We start from the raw sequence: 15,547 nt of genomic DNA on the forward strand, positions 1-15,547 counted from the left end.
ATGGCCGAGGCGTTCCTCACGCCACGGCAAGTACCAGCCACCCCCTCCCAACCTCCCCCTGCACGCAGGCGGAGGAGCCTGATCCGTTCCCGCGGGGAGATGCCGCCATGCTCCCTCCCCTGCCTGCAGGGGAGGGTTGGGGAGGGGTTCCGCACGTCGCGGCGAGCCCCGGCAGCTCCCTTCCCACGCCCCCCCGACGGCTGGGAAACGACTCCGATGGCGGATTCTCGATCCAGTCATGGCGTGTCCTCCGCGGGTCGGCGCGTGAGCACCACGCGGCCGGTGCGGTCGCGGCTCACGGTGATGTCGTAGTACGCGCCACGCAAGGCTACGTGCGTGAGCGTGAAGGCATGCCACGTCGGCGGCAGCAACGGCGGATAGGCCTCGACCAGCCCCCCCGGCTGCAGCCGCAAGCCGGTGAAGCCGTACTCGATCGTCTGCAGCAGGCCGCCGGCGGCGGTCACGAAGTAGCCGGTGTTGTTGTTCGGCGTCTCCGTGCGCACGTTGAACGGCGGCTGCATCACGCCTGCGTGGCGGTTGCGCTGGAACCAGGCATTGGCCGCGGCTGCGTCGCCCAGCGTGGCGGCGTAGATGGCCATCGGCGCCAGGCCCATGCTGTTCGGATCGCGGTGCGACTGGGTAATCGGCGCCATCGCGTAGTCGTAGTCCCGCCGGCGCACGCCCGCATCCATCGGCAGGTCGAGCGAGGGATAAGCCAGCATCGGCAGGGAACTGCCACCCCAGGAATCGATGTCGTGCGGCACCGACGGGTCGAAGTCCAGGTGATGGCCGGCCTTGGCATCGAACGGGATGTACAGCTTGCCAGCGACCTCCGTCCAGCGCGGATCGGGCCGTTCGCCCAGCACGGCGGCGGCCTGCGTGGCCAGTTGCAGCGCCTTGCGCGCGGACACGTTGGTGAAGGTGTCGTTCGGTACGTCGTTGTAGTCCTCGTCCACCGAGGTGACGTGCAGTATCTCGTAGCGCTTGCGCGCGGGAATCCAGCTCGCGCGGCTGACCCAGAAGTCGGCCACCGCACGGATCACGGGCCAGCCGTGGCTGCGCAACCACTCCTCGTCGCCGCTGGCCAGCCAGTACTGCCACTGCGCGATGGCGACGTCGGCGTTGACGTGGATCTCGCGCTCGCCCAGCACGTGGGCGAAGTGCGGCGTCTGCTCGGTGCCGTACTGCGGATCGGACTCCCACGGGTACATCGCCCCGCGCAGCCCGCGCTCCTGCGCGCGCGCCTGGGCCGCCGGCAGCGTGCGGCTGCGGAAGTCGACCAGCGACCGGGCCCGTTGCGGATGCAGCAGCAGCAGCGCCGGAAAAACCCAGGTGTCGTTGTCCCAGAAGACGTGCCCGGCGTAACCGGGGGTCAGGCCGCAGGCACCGCTCGGCCAGGCGGTGCCGGGGCTGACGTTGGACAGCAGGTAGTAGAGGTCCGAATGCACCATGCGCTGGGCCTCGGGGTCGCCCTCGATGCGGATGTCCGAACGCCACAGGTCGTGCCAGGCCGCCACGTGCGCCTCGCGCAGGTGCGCGAAGCCGTCCTCGCGCGCCTGGCGGACCAGCGCGAGGTCCGCCTTCGCATCCCCGCCCCAGCCTTCGCGCGACAGCGCCACGAACTTGCCGAAGACGTAGGTGTGGCCCTTGCGCACCTTCGCCTTGAGTTCGATGGATAGTCGCCACGGGCTGCGGTAGACGCGTGCCTCGCCCGGCACGAGGCCCTGGGGCAATGCCACGGCGACCGCTTCGGCCATCGCCAGGCCCTGCTCGGCGCGGCCGTCGAGCGACAGGGTCAGCGCGCTGGCGTCACCGTGCGCGGCGAGCAGGTGGGTGTCGCCGTGGTACCACAGCGGTGCGCGGTCGGGGGTGGCCGGTGGAACGGCCTGCAGCTTGAGGTTGCTGGCCGCCACCGCCTCCTGCATCTGCTCGCCGGTGAGGCGGGCCAGCGCAAAGCGCGGCTGGTGCGGTGCCCACAGCGCCAGCGGGAAGGACAGTTCCACCTCGCCATCGAACTCCGGCGTGATCGACAGCTGCGTGGCGGCCAGGTGCGGCGAGGCCTGGCTGACCAGCGAGACGACCTCGATGCGGGTGGCGCGACCGTGATCGTCGTAGCGGTAGCGCGTGGTCAGCGTGCCCTCGTGGAGGTCCAGCACCTGCCGGTAGTCCTGGAAGACCGCGGGATCCAGCGCGACCTGGTTCAACCAGAAATGCCCGGCCGGCGAGTGGCCGGTGCTGTAGTCGATGCCGCTGAAGCCCGGGACCGCCGCGGGGCGCGCGATGTCGCCCTTGGCGTAGTCCATGAAGGCAACCATGTAGGCCAGGTTGTCCTCGGTGCCGCGCGGCGCGCTGAGCGTGGCGACGTAGCCGTTGCCGAGCTGGGTGGGGAAGTAGCTCTGGAAGTCGCGCGCGGTGGCGGTGAGCAGGAAGCTCGGGTCGGTGGCGGCGGCCGGCGCGGACAGCGCGAGTGCGGCGCAGGCGAGCAGCCAGAGCAGCCACAGGGTCAGGCCTTCGAGCGAACTCCGGCTACCGAACAGGCGCCCTGTAGGAGCGCACCCTGTGCGCGACCGCCATCCCGGTCGCGCACAGGGTGCGCTCCTACAAGGGTTATTGGCATTCATGGCAGTGCCTTGCGCACCAGCTGCGCCTTGCCGTCGGCGCCGCGCTCGACGCGGATGTCGAAACGCTGCCCGCCGAAGTGCACACCCTTGAGGGTCAGCCCGTTCCAGCCCGGCGGAAGCACCGGCGCGTACTTCTCGCTCAGGCCCTCATCGTCGATGCGCAGGCCGGTGAGGCCGTAGAGCATGCTCTGCACGAAGCCCGCCGACGTCGCGAGGATGTAGCCGGCGTTGTTGGCCGCCGTCTCGGTACGCACGTTGAACGGCGGCTTGAGGAAGCCGACCAGGTTGCGGTCGATCCAGGCGCCTGCGGCCTTGGCATCGCCCAGTTCCGCGGCGCCGACGGCCAGCATCACCATCATCATCTCGTTCGGATCGTCGCCGTGGCTCTTGAGCGCATCGAGCTGGAACTGGAAGTCGTTGCGGCGCACCTGCGCCGACATCGGCAGGTCAAGGTTCGGATACATCAGCCAGGCCAGCGAGGAGCCCATCCAGGTGATCTTGTCGTGCGGCACCGACTTGTCGAAGTCGAGATGGCGCTGGCCGGTCGCATCGAAGGGGATGTACATCTTCGAGGCGATCTCGCTCCAGCGCGGATCGGCCTTCGCGCCGACCACGCCCGCGGCCTTCACGGCGATGTCCAGCGCCTTGCGCGCGGCGGCGTTGGTGAACGAGTCGTTCGGCACGTCGTTGTAGGCCTCGTCGGGCGAGGTGACGTGGTGGATCTCGTAGCGGTCGTGCGCCTTGTCGTAGGTGACGCGGCTGGTCCAGAAGGTGGCGATGCCTTCCAGTACCGGCCAGGCGTGGGTCTTCAGCCAGGCCTTGTCACCCGTCGCGAGGTAGTACTGCCACTGCGCGATGGCGATGTCGGCGTTGACGTGCACCTCGCGGTAGACCTCCCAGGCGAAGTGCGGCGTGACGTCCACCCCGGTCTGCGGATCGGCTTCCCACGGGTACATGGTGCCTTCGACGCCGTACTGGCGGGCGCGGGCGCGCGCCGGCTCCGTGGTGCGGTCGCGGAACATCACGATGGGCTTGGCACGCTCCGGATGCAGCAGCAACAGCGCGGGGAACACCCACGAGTCGCTGTCCCAGAACGCATGGCCCGCGTAGTTGGGGGTCAGCGCGCAGGCGCCCATCGGCCAGGCGGTGCCGACGGTGCTGTTGGACAGCAGGTAGTAGAGGTCCGAGTGCACCGCCTTCTGCACCGCCGGGTTGCCGTCGATCACGATGTCCGACTGCCACAGCGCATGCCAGGCGGCCTGGTGGTCGGCGAGCAGGCGCTCGAAACCGGTGGTGCGCGCGGCGGTCGCCAGCGCCAGCACGTCCTGGTCCTCGCCCCAGCCCTCGCGCGAGAGCGCCAGGTACTTGGTGAAGACATAGCGCCGCCCCTTGTGCAGCGTGGCGGTGATCTGAAGCGACAGCCGGGTCGGCGTCCGCTCGAGCTTGACCGCATCCGGCGAGAGCCCTTCAGGTAGCCCGATCGCGGCCGCCTCGGTCATGCCGAGCCCGTGTTGCGCCCTGCCCTTCAGCGCGAGCGTCAGCGCCTTCGCGTCGCCGTCGGCGGAAAGCACCTGTGTGTAGCCCGGATACCAGACCGGCGCGCGATCGGGCGTGGGTACCGGCTTGTTGTCCAGCGTCTGCCCGCTGGCGATCACCGCGGAGATCATCTCCTCGCCGCCCATGCTGGCGATCGGGAAGCGCGGCTGGTGCTCGGACCACAACCGCAGCGGGAAGCTGAGCTGCACCGGCCCGTCGAACCGGGGCGTGATCGCGATCTGCGTGGCCGCCAGGTGCGGCGAGGCCTGGCTGACGAAGGTGGTGACCTGGACATCGCTGGCCTTGTTGGCGTAGGCAAAGCGATAGCGCGTGGTCAACGTGGCGCCCTGCATGTCCAGGGTCTGCGCGTAGTCCTGGAAGATGCCCGCATCCAGCCGCGTGCGGTTGAGCCAGCCGCCGCCCGGGTTGTAGTCGATCTCGCTCCAGCCGGGGATCGCCGCGGGACGGGAAATGTCCCCCGGCTTGTAATCCATGAACGCGACCATGTACGCGGCGTTCGGCTCGGTGCCGCGCGGCGAGGTCATAGTGGAGAAATAGCCGTTGGCCAGGTAGCTCGGGAAGTAGCTGCCGAAATCCCGGGCCGTGGCGGTGAACAGGAAACTCGGATCGCTGGCGAAGGCCGGAGCGGCACCGGCGGCGGCCAGCAGCAGCGCACACCGGAATACGAGGACGAGCAGGCGACCGGGCTTCATCGCGCCTCCGCAGTGGATTCGGAAAAAAAGCGCCTGCACCCGTCCGGGCAGGACGGGTGCAGGCGATCCGGGGTCGGATCAGAACATATCGCTCTGGGAGCGTTCGCTTCAGAACAGGTATTTGACCTGCAGGTTGACCTCGCGGCCTTCCAGCGGACGGGCCAGGATCACGCCGGTGGTGCCGGCGGCCGAACCGAAGATGCGCGAGTTGCTCTCCGTCAGGCCCAGCTCGTTGGTCATGTTGGTGCCCTGCAGGCGCACCTGCCAGTTCTGCTCGATGTTCGCGACCACGCCGAAGTCCCAGGTGTGGTAGCTGCCAAGTTGCTGCAGTCCGGAGATGTCCTGCGTGTGCGGGCCGACGTGCGTGAAGGTGACGAAGGCCAGCACGTCACCCCAGCCGAACGGGATGTCGTAGCTGGGCGTGAACATGTAGCGAACCTTCGGCTGGCGCTGCAGCTGCACGCCGTTGATGAGCGCGCAACCGTCGCCCGCGACCGGGTTGGTGTACGGCAGGCACGAGTTGTTGTGCGAGTAATGGCCGTCCAGGTAATTGCCGACCAGTTGGAACTTCAGGTTCCTGGTCGGGCTCCAGGCCGTGTTGACGTTGATGCCCTTGGAATCCGAACCGTAGGTGCTCTGCGGGCCGTTCGGCACGCCGGCCGCGTCGGTGGGCTGGTACAGCAGGCCGATGAACTGGCGGTGGTAGGCGCTCAGGTCCAGGAACCACTGCTCGCTCTGGTATTTGAAGCCGCCCTCGAAGTTCTGGATCTTCTGCATCGGCGCGGTGTTGTCGGTGGTGTTGCCGCGGATGCCGTTGTCGAAGTCGTCGAAGTGGCCACCCTGGTTGGCGCGGATGTACACGCTCATGTTGTCGGCGAGCTCGTAGTTCACGCCGAAGGTCCACGACGGGTGGGTCTTGTCGTAGCGGGTGTGGGCGAAGGTGCCGTTACACACGGGCACGCTGTTGTTGTAGATCGTGTTCGGATCGTCATCCAGCGGCACGTTGGTCAGGTTGCAGACGTCGTTGTAGGCATCCTGGTTCTCGATGCGGCCGGACAGGTCGATCAGCCACTTGCCGATGCGCCAGATGTCGGACAGGTAGAACGCCTTGTTGTTGGCGACGCCGTGCTGGGCGATGTTGTAGCCACCGTAGTCCAGGAAACCCTGGTTGTCGGTCAGGTAGTTGGTGCCGCTGGCGTCGACGTAGGTGACCGTGATCGGACGCGCGTTGGGCGTGTTGGTCATCAGCATCTGGTTGCCCAGCGCCCACTCGTCGTCCATCGTGTAGTGCGCCAGGTACACGCCGGCAGTGAGCGTGTTGCCCTCGAACACCTCCTTGCTCAGGCGGAAGTCGTTGCTGATGTTCTTCAGGTGCTTGTGGATGAACCACCAGCCCTGGTGGATCACGCTCTGGTTGGGGTCCACCGCGCCGCCGCCGACATAGGTGGCCGTGGCCGAACCGGGCGCCAGGTTGAACGCGCCGATCTGGCTCTGGTCGGTGTAGAGCATGTCGTTGAGGCTGCCCGGGTTGGTGCCGGAGAACAGCGCGTTGGTATCCGCATCGCCGCCGTCGATCAGGAACTTGTCCGACAGGTTCCAGCCGTTGCCCAGGTCGTAGTCGAAGTTGCCGCCGAAGAAGCCGAACTTCGCACCGCGCCCGTTCGCCAGGTTGGCGTCGCGCCCGCCGCCCGGGTAGCCACGCAGGAACACGTGCTGGATCGCCGGACCGTTGTAGGTGTCGGTGAGCGGGTCGAAACCCGGATAGGCGCTGAAATTGTCCGTGCCGGTCTGGATCAGCGGGATCGGCGTGATGAACTGGTTGCGGTCGTTGAGGTAGCGCGCGTACAGCATCATCGTGCCGTTGTCGCTGTCGTGGGTGAACGTGCCGGTGAGCTGGCCGCCCTTGTCCGCCGAGAAACCCGGATCGCGCACGCCGTCGGAGTCGCGGTAGAAGCCGCCGATGCTGCCGTAGGTGTCCTTGCCGAGCGGGAAGCCGAAGAAGCCGTCGATGCGGCGCAGGTTCTCGTTGCCGTAGGTGACCCCGATGCTTCCCGAGGGCACCTCGGTGCCCTGCTTGAGGATGAAGTTCTCGCTGGCGCCGATCTGGCCGTCGGCGAACACCACCGACGGGCCGCCCTGGATGATTTCCGCGCGGTCGACGGTGTCGTCCAGGCGGAAGATGGAGGTCTGCTCGAAGAACGACAGCGTGGGCATGCCGTAGAGCGGCGAGCCCATCAGCTGGACCGTGTTGAACGGGGCGTCGCCGCCGCCGGGAAAGCCGGCGATCTCGATGTTGGCGCCGGTCTGGCCGCCGGTGGACTCGGGCCACAGGCCCGGCGCGATCTTGAGCAGGTCGGCCGTGCTCTTGGGGTTGGCCATGCGGATCTGCTCGGCGGTGGCCGTGGTGACCGTATAGCTGGTATCGATCTTCTTCAGGCCGCCGGTGGCGGTGTTGCCGGTGACCACGACCTGTTCGAGGTTCTTGGCGGTCGCCTTGCTGGGCGGCTGCTGCTGTGCCTGGGCGTTGCCCGGCTGGGTGGTGTCGGTCTGCGGCGCAGTGTCCTGCGCCTGGTCGTCGTTCTGCGCCAGCGCGACGCTGGGCATCAGGCAGGCGGCAATCGCCGCGGATAAGGCCAGTCGCACGTACGTGTTCATCAGCTTCGCTCCCCGCATAAGTGATGTTCAGACGGCATGGACCGCGCGCGCAGCCCTGCCGCTTCGCCCTTGTTGCGCCCCACTTGTGTGCCTTTCACCCGCGGGCATCTGCCGCAAGCCGGCACATGGTTGCCCTGCTTTGACAGCGCTGTCAATTCGCCCTGCAACAAATTTCTTACACCGATTTCTCCTACGCCGCCGACGCGGTGGACTCGCGCAGTTCCAGCGAGAACGTGGCCTGCACCATCGCGCCGGACCGCCCGCGCAGGGTGTCGAGCAACTGCAGGGCGGCGATGCGGCCCATCTCCCGGCTGGGCTGGTGGATGGTGGTGAGCGTGGGCCAGATCTGGCGCGCGATCGGGGTGTCGTCGAAGCCGCAGACGGAAACGTCCCGGGGCACCGACAGGCCGTGCTCCCCGGCCGCCCAGATCACCCCGGCGGCCATGTCGTCGTTGGCGGCAAACACCGCGGTGGGCCCGCGCCCGCGCGGCAGCGAGAACAGCCGCCGCGCCGCCGCCACGCCGCTGCCGAAGGAGAAATCGCCCGCCACTTCCAGTTCCGGGCTGCGCGGCAGCCCGGCCTCGGCGAGCGCATGGCGGTAGCCGTCCAGACGCCACTGGCTGGCGCCGTGGTCCGGATGACCGATGACGTGCGCGATGCGCCGGTGCCCCAGCGCCACCAGCGAGGCCACCATCCGGCGCGCTGCCTCCGGCTCGTCGATGAAGGCGCCGATGGTGCCGGCGTGCTCCACCGGCGAAATGCTGGCGTAGGGTACGCGCCGCTCGCGCAGGCGCTGCAGCAGCGCGGGGTGGTCGGTGATCGGCGGGGTCAGTACCAGGCCGTCCGGGCGGTGGTGGGAGATCAGGCCCTCGACGCGCTCGACGAAGCCCGCCTGCTCCATGTGCAGCGGGCGAACCATCATGCTGTAGTGGTGCAGGTCGCAGGCTTCCAGCACCCCGGCCTGGATCTCGGTGAGGTAGTTGGCCGAGGGGTTGTCGTACAGCATGGCGATCAGGAACGAGCGGTTGCTCGCCAGGCTGCGCGCCGACTGGTGCGGACGGTAGTCCATCGCCGCCATGGCCGCGAGCACTTTCTCGCGCGTGGGACCACGCACGTTCGCTTCGTCGTTGAGCACGCGGGAGACCGTCTTGGGCGACACCCCGGCGGCGCGTGCCACATCTTCCAGGCGTACCCGCATGGCGCGTCCTGCATCGACAGCTGGTGGCGGTCGACTATGCGTGTTGCGCCCGCCAGGCACAAGCGGTTTGGGGTACTCACGCCAATCGCCTGCGCCGGCCGAACCCGCGTGCTACAGCGGTTCGAGCGACCGCCGGCTCCGGAACTCCCGCGCCTGACCGGTCAGCGGATCGACGAATGCCAGCCCGCGCGCCAGCAATTGCAGCGGCCGGCTGAAGTCGTCGCCCGGGCGATTTTGCAGCGTCGGATAAAACCGGTCATTGACGATCGGCGCACCGAGCGCAGCCATGTGCACGCGCAACTGGTGTTTGCGCCCGGTGAGCGGCTCGAGCACGTAGCGCCACTGCCGCGGACCGCGCTCGATCACGTCGACGCGGGTCAGGCTGTTCGCTTCGCCCTGACCTTCGCGCACGCGGAAGAATGGCTCGCCCGCCTCCAGCCGCGAACGATGCACCAGCGGAAAAGTGCACTGCGGAAGCGGCGCAGCCAGCGCCTCGTAGCGCTTGACGATGCGCCGCTCCCGGAACAACGAGAGATAGGCGTCGCGCGTGGCCGGCTGTACTGAGAAGAGCACCAGCCCGGCGGTATCGCGGTCGAGCCGGTGCAGCGGCACCAGCGCCGGATTGCCGAGCCGGCGCGCGAGTCGCGCCAGCAGCGTCTGCTGCACATACCCGCCGGCCGGGATGACCGGCAGGAAGTGCGGCTTGTCGACCACCACCAGGTGCCCGTCGGCATGCAGCACGATCTCCTCGCCGGGAATGACCGGCTCGCTCTCGACCTCGCGGAAGTAGCGCAGCTTCATGCCGGCGCGGTAAGGGGTGTGCTCATCGATCGGGCGGTCGTGGGCATCGAGCACGCGGCCACGGCGCACCCGGTCCAGCCACTGCGCGCGGGCGATGCGTGGGAAGCAGGCGCACAGGCCGTCGACCGCGGTGGCCCAGTCGCCTTGGGGCAGATGCACGGTGCTGGGTGCGGCGGCATGAATCATCCGGTTCAGCTTACCTCCGGCGGCCGCGTACAATGGCCGATTACCCGCACCGGCAAGCCCATGGCCCTCAACGCCACCATCCACAAGGCTGAACTGTCGATCAGCGACATGGACCGGCATTACTACGCCACCCATGCACTGACGCTCGCCCGCCATCCATCTGAAACCGAGGAGCGGCTGATGGTGCGCCTGCTCGCCTTCGCGCTGCACGCCGACGACCGGCTGGAGTTCGGCAAGGGCCTGAGCGACGAGGACGAGCCGGCACTGTGGCGGCGTGCCTACACCGACGAGATCGAGCAGTGGATCGAACTCGGCCAGCCCGACGAGGCACGCATTCGCAAGGCCTGCGGGCGGGCGCGCCAGGTCGTGGTGGTCAACTATGGCGGGCGCGTCGCGGACATCTGGTGGGACAAGGTTGGCGCCTCGCTTTCGCGCAATGACAACCTCACCGTGCTCGACCTCGACGAGGAAGCCGTGCGCCAGCTCACCGGACTGTGCGACCGCGGCATGCGGCTGCAGTGCCTGATCCAGGATGGCGAACTGCAGTTGATCAGCGGCGACACCACCATCGCGATCCGGCCCCGCGCGCGCATGGGTGAATACGCCGCCGCCTGAAGCCGCCCGCCATGCGCGCCGGTGCCAGTCGGGCCCGGCGAGGCCTCTTTCCATCGCGAGCGTGGCTCCTGGAGCCGATCCGCAGCCTCCATTTGGCGCGGCCCGGTCACCCGGCCGGAGCGGGCGCGACGAGCCATTCATCCGCGCCACGGGCAAAAAGCCCCGCAAGTCCGTATAATTGCGGGGTTTACCCCTCCGAAACTTACGTGGCGGCTGACCAAGCGCCGCCCGGGCCTGTGCCATGTCCATCGAAAAACTGCGCAATATCGCCATCGTCGCCCACGTCGACCATGGCAAGACCACCCTCGTCGACCAGCTCCTGAAGCAGTCCGGCACCCTGTCCGAACGCACGGTGCTGGCCGAGCGCGTGATGGACTCCAATGACCAGGAAAAGGAACGCGGCATCACCATCCTGGCCAAGAACACCGCCATCAGCTGGCAGGGCAACCGCATCAACATCGTCGACACCCCCGGACACGCCGACTTCGGCGGCGAGGTCGAGCGCGTGCTGTCGATGGTCGACACCGTGCTGATCCTGGTCGACGCGATGGACGGCCCGATGCCGCAGACGCGCTTCGTCACGCAGAAGGCGTTCGCGATGGGCTTCAAGCCGATCGTGGTGATCAACAAGATCGACCGCCCCGGTTCGCGCCCCGAGTGGGTCGTGGAGCAGGTGTGGGACCTGTTCGACCGCCTGGGCGCGACGCCCGAGCAGATGGATTTCCCGATCGTCTACGCCTCGGCGCTCAACGGCTACGCCTCGCTCGACGAGAATGCCCGCGAAGGCGACATGACCCCGCTCTACGAAGCGATCATGCAGCACGCGCCCAAGCCGGAAGTCGACCCGGAAGGCCCGTTCCAGATGCGCATCAGCCAGCTGGACTACAACAACTTCGTGGGCCTGATCGGCATCGGCCGCATCCAGCGCGGCACGCTGAAGAAGAACATGCCGGTGGCGGTGATCGACCGTCACGGCAAGAAGCGCCAGGGCAAGGTGCTGCAGGTGCTGGGCTTCATGGGCCTGGAGCGCATCGAGCAGGACAGCGCCGAGGCGGGCGACATCGTGGCCATCTCGGGTATTGCCGAGCTGACGATTTCGGACACCGTGTGTTCGCTCGACAAGCCCGAGGCGCTGCCGGCGCTGACGGTCGACGAGCCGACCATCTCGATGACCTTCCAGGTCAACAACTCGCCGTTCGCCGGCAACAAGGATCTTTCCGGCGGCAAGTTCCTGACCAGCCGCCAGCTCAAGGACCGCCTCGAGCGCGAGCAGGTGCACAACGTGGCGCTGCGCGTCGAGCAGGGCTCGGACGCGGACAAGTTCCTGGTCTCCGGCCGCGGCGAGCTGCACCTGTCGGTGCTGATCGAGAACATGCGCCGCGAGGGCTACGAGCTCGCCGTGTCGCGTCCGGAAGTGATCATCAAGGAGATCGACGGCCAGAAGATGGAGCCGTTCGAGCAGTTGGTGGTCGACGTGGAAGAAATCCACCAGGGTCCGGTGATGGAGCGCCTGGGCGTGCGCAAGGGCCAGCTCAAGAACATGGAGCCGGACGGCAAGGGCCGCGTGCGCCTGGAGTACATGATCCCGGCGCGCGGCCTGATCGGCTTCCAGAACCAGTTCAAGACCCTGACCCAGGGTTCGGGCCTGCTGTTCCACGTGTTCGACCATTACGGTCCGAAGGAAGAAGGCCAGATCGCCAAGCGCCAGAACGGCGTGATGATCGCCAACGCCGGCGGCACCACCCCGGCCTACTCGCTCGGGCCGCTGCAGGAACGCGGCAAGCTGTTCGCCGCCGAAGGCGACAACGTGTATGAAGGCCAGCTGGTCGGCATCCACGCCAAGGACAACGACCTGACCGTCAACGCCATCAAGCCCAAGCCGCTCACCAACATGCGCGCCTCCGGCAAGGACGATGCGATCCAGCTCACCCCGGCGATCAAGTTCTCGCTGGAACAGGCACTGGACTTCATCGACGACGACGAGCTGGTCGAGGTCACGCCGAAGGAAATCCGCCTGCGCAAGAAGCACCTGACCGAGAACGACCGCAAGAAGGCCTCGCGCGCGGCGTGACCGCCGTCGCAACGGGACCGCGAGAAAGCCGCCGCAAGGCGGCTTTTTCATGCGCGTGCACGCGGCGACCACGGCGGCGCGCGCAACGTCGTGGGCGTCCGGCGCGGGGGCGCCGGCGTGCGATCCGAGGGAATGTCATGGAGATTTCGAGCAGCCGGCCGGTGTCCTTCACCCAGGTCGGCAACGAGCTGGATGGCTTGAAGAACGAGGTGGAAGCGATGTCGCTGGTGCTTCGCGCGCTGGTCGAATCGCATCCGGCGCCGACCGAGCTGGTCAAGCAGTGGCGCGCGCTGAGCCGCGAGGTGATCGAGCAAACCCGCCCCAAGGGCTGCCACCAGGGCGTGCTGACGCGGCAGGAGCGGCTCTACCAGACGCTGCAGCGCTGGTCGCACACCGTGCACAGCGCCGAGATATCCGGTGCGGTGTCGCCACCCGGCAGGGGCGTGGGATGAGCCCGGCGGCGCCTCGCTAGCGGTTGTCGCCTTTGGGGAACTTCACCCGGTCGGGCTCCGCGTTGAGCCGCGCCAGCATCGTCCCGATCAGCCGCGTCTTGACGCTGCCGGCCTGACGCGGATCCACCACGTAGCGCACGATGGCATCGATCCATGTGTTGGCGTTGACGCGGAACAGCACCGACGGCCGCTCGTTGACCTGCAGTTCGTCCACCGGCGTCTTGGCCAGCACCTCGCGAAAGATGCGAACGTGTTCGAGCATGGCCTCGCCCAGCTCTTCCTCCGCGGCTTCGCGCATCACCTTGGCCACGAAGGCAAAGTCACTGTTGTAGGCGATCTGGAAATTGATTTCGTTCCAGACGTACGGGAACACCGGCCAGGAATAGTTGTAGACCGGGCTGGTCAGCACGTTGGCGTTGGGGAACTTGATGATCCGCCCGCTCGGATGGTCGGAGGAAAGATACGGGCCGCCGACTTCCCACAGCGTGGTGTCCAGGTAGGTCACGTCGATCACGTCGCCGGTGGCGTCGCCGATCTGGATGCGGTCACCCACGCGGTAGGGCTCGCGCACCAGGATGTAGACCCAGCCGATGAAGCTGGTGATCGGCGTCTGCAGCGCGAAACCCAGCACCAGCGAGATCAGCCCCAGTGACGCCACCGCGGCGTACCAGTTGGCGAACAGCACCGACACCACGATCAGCGCCAGGATGATGTACACCACCAGCCGCAGGATGCGCTTGAGGTTGTAGCGCGTGACCGCCGTCTGCGCGCGCTCGATGGCGAAGGCGCGCACCAGCCGCGAGGCGGCCAGCGTCAGCACGATCGCCATCGCGCCCACGGTCGCGCGCCTGGTCATCGGCAGGTAGCGGCCGAGGATGCCGAAGAACTCCAGCCGCAGCAGGTAGAACAGGACGGCCAGCGCCAGCAGCACCAGGGCGTAGATGCCGAGCCACAGCTTGTGTCCCGAGCGCACCGGACGCTTGTGTTTTCGGTGCGTGGCGGTGCTGGTCGCCAGCGCGCGCCGCACGTCGGCGCGGCGTTCCACCTTGCGTACGGCCTTGTCGGTCATGCGATCTCCAGGGACGGTCCGCGCACAGCAGACAACCGCGGCGGTGCCGGTCAGGTGAAGGCGTTGACCCGGGCTGCACGCGTGCGCGGGATGATGAGCCCGGTGACCATGCGGGACGCGCTCGACGCGCAACCGGCGCGGTGTAGTGCGCCCAGGGGCGCGCCTGAAGGGCTGCCACCAGCTGAGGAGAACCGATGCCCGCTGTATCCAACCGCGACACCAAGCCAGACGCACCCGCGCGGCCGAACTGGAAGCGACGCGCGCTGTGGGCCGGCCTGGGCGCGTTCGCGGCGCTGGTGATTGGCGTGGTGGTGCTCAACCTGATCCCGCAGACCCAGCAACTGGTCCATCCGCTGGGTCCGCTCAGTCCGGTCGAGAGCCCGCAGTTCCGGCGCGAGATCGGCAACCTGCTCGGCCCGACGATCGTCGACGGCAACGCCGTGGCGGATTTCCAGAACGGCGCGGAGATCTTCCCGGCGATGCTCGAGGCGATCCGCTCGGCGAAGGTCAGCGTGGACATGGAGACCTACATCTACTGGTCCGGCCACGTCGCCGACCAGTTCGTGCAGGCGCTCACCGAGCGCGCCCGCGCGGGCGTGCGCGTGCACGTGATCGCCGACTGGGTCGGCTCGTCCAAGATGAAGGAGGACGTCGTCGCGGCGTTGCGCGCCGGCGGCGTGCACTTCGAGTACTTCCACCCGCTGCGCTGGTACGACATCGACCGCTTCAACAACCGCACCCACCGCAAGCTGCTGATCGTCGACGGACGCGTGGCGTTCACCGGCGGCGTGGGCATCGCCGATGAATGGAACGGGCATGGCGACAGGCCCGGCATCTGGCGCGACATGCAGATCCGCGTGACCGGCCCGGGCGCGCTGCAGATGCAGGCGGTGTTCGAGGACAACTGGATCACCACCACCGGCCAGGCGCTGCTCGGTTCGGCGTATTACCCCGAGGTGCCCGCGGCCGGCGACATCGCGGTGCAGACCGTCGCCAGCTCTCCGGAAGGCGGCAGCGAGAACCTGCAGCTGATGTACCTGATGGCGATCGACGGCGCGCGCAAGGCGATCGACCTGGAAGCGGCCTACTTCGTGCCGGACGAGCTGACGATGTCCGCGCTCAAGCGCGCCCTGGCGCGCGGCGTGCGCATCCGGCTGGTGGTACCCGGACCCTACACCGACAGCCAGATCATCAAGAATGCCTCGCAGACCCGCTGGGGCGAGATGCTGCAGGCGGGCGCGCACATCTACCGTTTCCAGCCGGCGCTGTTCCACAACAAGCTCATGATCGTGGACCGCTATCTCACCATCGCCGGCAGCGCCAATTTCGACAACCGCTCCTTCAGCCTCAACGACGAATCGAACGTACTGGTGTACGACCACGGCTTCGCGGCGCACATGACCGAGGTGGTCGACCGCGACATCGGCCGGTCGGAAGAACTCACCCTGGAACAATGGCGACACCGCCCGTGGACGCGCCGCGTGCTGGACTGGCTCTCCGCGCTGGGCGCAGCGCAGTACTAGGAGCGTGGGCGGCAGAAACGTTCCGGGCTGCAAAAGCGGCCGCGCGGTCCATATTTCCGCCTTTTTTGGCCCATAGAAGAACTATGGGCCGGCAAAAATTCGAAATC

The 15,547-nt window shown here is 67.6% G+C and carries 10 protein-coding genes; 4 read left to right on the forward strand and 6 right to left on the reverse strand.

The features are described 5' to 3' along the window. Positions 1-236: 236 nt before the first annotated feature. The 5 genes from ACFWZU_RS09525 to ACFWZU_RS09545 all read right to left on the reverse strand — a co-directional run bounded on the left by ACFWZU_RS09525 (position 237) and on the right by ACFWZU_RS09545 (position 9,710). Positions 237-2,621 (reverse strand): glycoside hydrolase family 65 protein, encoded by a 2,385-nt coding sequence (locus tag ACFWZU_RS09525; protein WP_439701270.1) that lies wholly within the window; start codon positions 2,619-2,621, stop codon positions 237-239. Further along, on the reverse strand, positions 2,618-4,870 hold the full coding sequence (locus tag ACFWZU_RS09530) for a glycosyl hydrolase family 95 catalytic domain-containing protein (protein ID WP_439701271.1): 2,253 nt from the start codon (positions 4,868-4,870) through the stop codon (positions 2,618-2,620). The genes ACFWZU_RS09525 and ACFWZU_RS09530 overlap by 4 nt, the downstream gene beginning before the upstream one ends. A gap of 108 nt (positions 4,871-4,978) precedes the next feature. Beyond that, complete coding sequence (locus ACFWZU_RS09535) at positions 4,979-7,525, reverse strand: TonB-dependent receptor (RefSeq protein ID WP_439701272.1); 2,547 nt, start codon at positions 7,523-7,525, stop codon at positions 4,979-4,981. Between the two features lie 190 nt (positions 7,526-7,715). Further along, the gene (locus ACFWZU_RS09540) at positions 7,716-8,723 is read right to left on the reverse strand and encodes a LacI family DNA-binding transcriptional regulator (protein WP_439701273.1); all 1,008 of its coding nucleotides are present in this window, start codon (positions 8,721-8,723) and stop codon (positions 7,716-7,718) included. 111 nt (positions 8,724-8,834) lie between these two features. Continuing rightward, the gene (locus ACFWZU_RS09545) at positions 8,835-9,710 is read right to left on the reverse strand and encodes a pseudouridine synthase (RefSeq protein ID WP_439701274.1); all 876 of its coding nucleotides are present in this window, start codon (positions 9,708-9,710) and stop codon (positions 8,835-8,837) included. Positions 9,711-9,770: 60 nt separating this feature from the next. On the opposite strand from ACFWZU_RS09545, the gene ACFWZU_RS09550 reads away from it, so the two are divergent. The 3 genes from ACFWZU_RS09550 to ACFWZU_RS09560 all read left to right on the forward strand — a co-directional run bounded on the left by ACFWZU_RS09550 (position 9,771) and on the right by ACFWZU_RS09560 (position 12,848). After that, positions 9,771-10,325 (forward strand): YaeQ family protein, encoded by a 555-nt coding sequence (locus ACFWZU_RS09550; RefSeq protein ID WP_439701432.1) that lies wholly within the window; start codon positions 9,771-9,773, stop codon positions 10,323-10,325. A 241-nt stretch (positions 10,326-10,566) separates the two neighbouring features. After that, positions 10,567-12,396: a translational GTPase TypA gene (gene typA / locus ACFWZU_RS09555; RefSeq protein ID WP_439701275.1), complete on the forward strand. Its 1,830-nt coding sequence runs from the start codon at positions 10,567-10,569 to the stop codon at positions 12,394-12,396. Between the two features lie 137 nt (positions 12,397-12,533). Then, positions 12,534-12,848, forward strand: coding sequence for a hypothetical protein (locus ACFWZU_RS09560; RefSeq protein WP_439701276.1), 315 nt, complete (start codon positions 12,534-12,536; stop codon positions 12,846-12,848). 16 nt (positions 12,849-12,864) lie between these two features. On the opposite strand, the gene ACFWZU_RS09565 is transcribed toward ACFWZU_RS09560, so the two are convergent. After that, a complete protein-coding gene (locus tag ACFWZU_RS09565; protein ID WP_439701277.1) occupies positions 12,865-13,917 on the reverse strand; it encodes a mechanosensitive ion channel family protein in 1,053 nt (350 codons plus the stop codon). A 194-nt stretch (positions 13,918-14,111) separates the two neighbouring features. Here ACFWZU_RS09565 and ACFWZU_RS09570 point away from each other — a divergent pair, with 194 nt between their 5' ends. Beyond that, positions 14,112-15,440, forward strand: coding sequence for a phospholipase D-like domain-containing protein (locus ACFWZU_RS09570; protein WP_439701278.1), 1,329 nt, complete (start codon positions 14,112-14,114; stop codon positions 15,438-15,440). Positions 15,441-15,547: the final 107 nt, after the last annotated feature.

Source organism: Frateuria sp. GZRR33, from assembly GCF_051900425.1.
Classification (GTDB): Bacteria; Pseudomonadota; Gammaproteobacteria; order Xanthomonadales; family Rhodanobacteraceae; genus Frateuria_A.

Excerpts from the sequence above, each read along its gene's own strand:
- ACFWZU_RS09525 (WP_439701270.1), bottom strand. The coding sequence starts at position 2,621 with ATGAATGCCAATAACCCTTGTAGGAGCGCACCCTGTGCGCGACCGGGA.
- ACFWZU_RS09530 (WP_439701271.1), bottom strand. The coding sequence starts at position 4,870 with ATGAAGCCCGGTCGCCTGCTCGTCCTCGTATTCCGGTGTGCGCTGCTG.
- ACFWZU_RS09535 (WP_439701272.1), bottom strand. The coding sequence starts at position 7,525 with ATGAACACGTACGTGCGACTGGCCTTATCCGCGGCGATTGCCGCCTGC.
- ACFWZU_RS09540 (WP_439701273.1), bottom strand. The coding sequence starts at position 8,723 with ATGCGGGTACGCCTGGAAGATGTGGCACGCGCCGCCGGGGTGTCGCCC.
- ACFWZU_RS09545 (WP_439701274.1), bottom strand. The coding sequence starts at position 9,710 with ATGATTCATGCCGCCGCACCCAGCACCGTGCATCTGCCCCAAGGCGAC.
- ACFWZU_RS09550 (WP_439701432.1), top strand. The coding sequence starts at position 9,771 with ATGGCCCTCAACGCCACCATCCACAAGGCTGAACTGTCGATCAGCGAC.
- typA (WP_439701275.1), top strand. The coding sequence starts at position 10,567 with ATGTCCATCGAAAAACTGCGCAATATCGCCATCGTCGCCCACGTCGAC.
- ACFWZU_RS09560 (WP_439701276.1), top strand. The coding sequence starts at position 12,534 with ATGGAGATTTCGAGCAGCCGGCCGGTGTCCTTCACCCAGGTCGGCAAC.
- ACFWZU_RS09565 (WP_439701277.1), bottom strand. The coding sequence starts at position 13,917 with ATGACCGACAAGGCCGTACGCAAGGTGGAACGCCGCGCCGACGTGCGG.
- ACFWZU_RS09570 (WP_439701278.1), top strand. The coding sequence starts at position 14,112 with ATGCCCGCTGTATCCAACCGCGACACCAAGCCAGACGCACCCGCGCGG.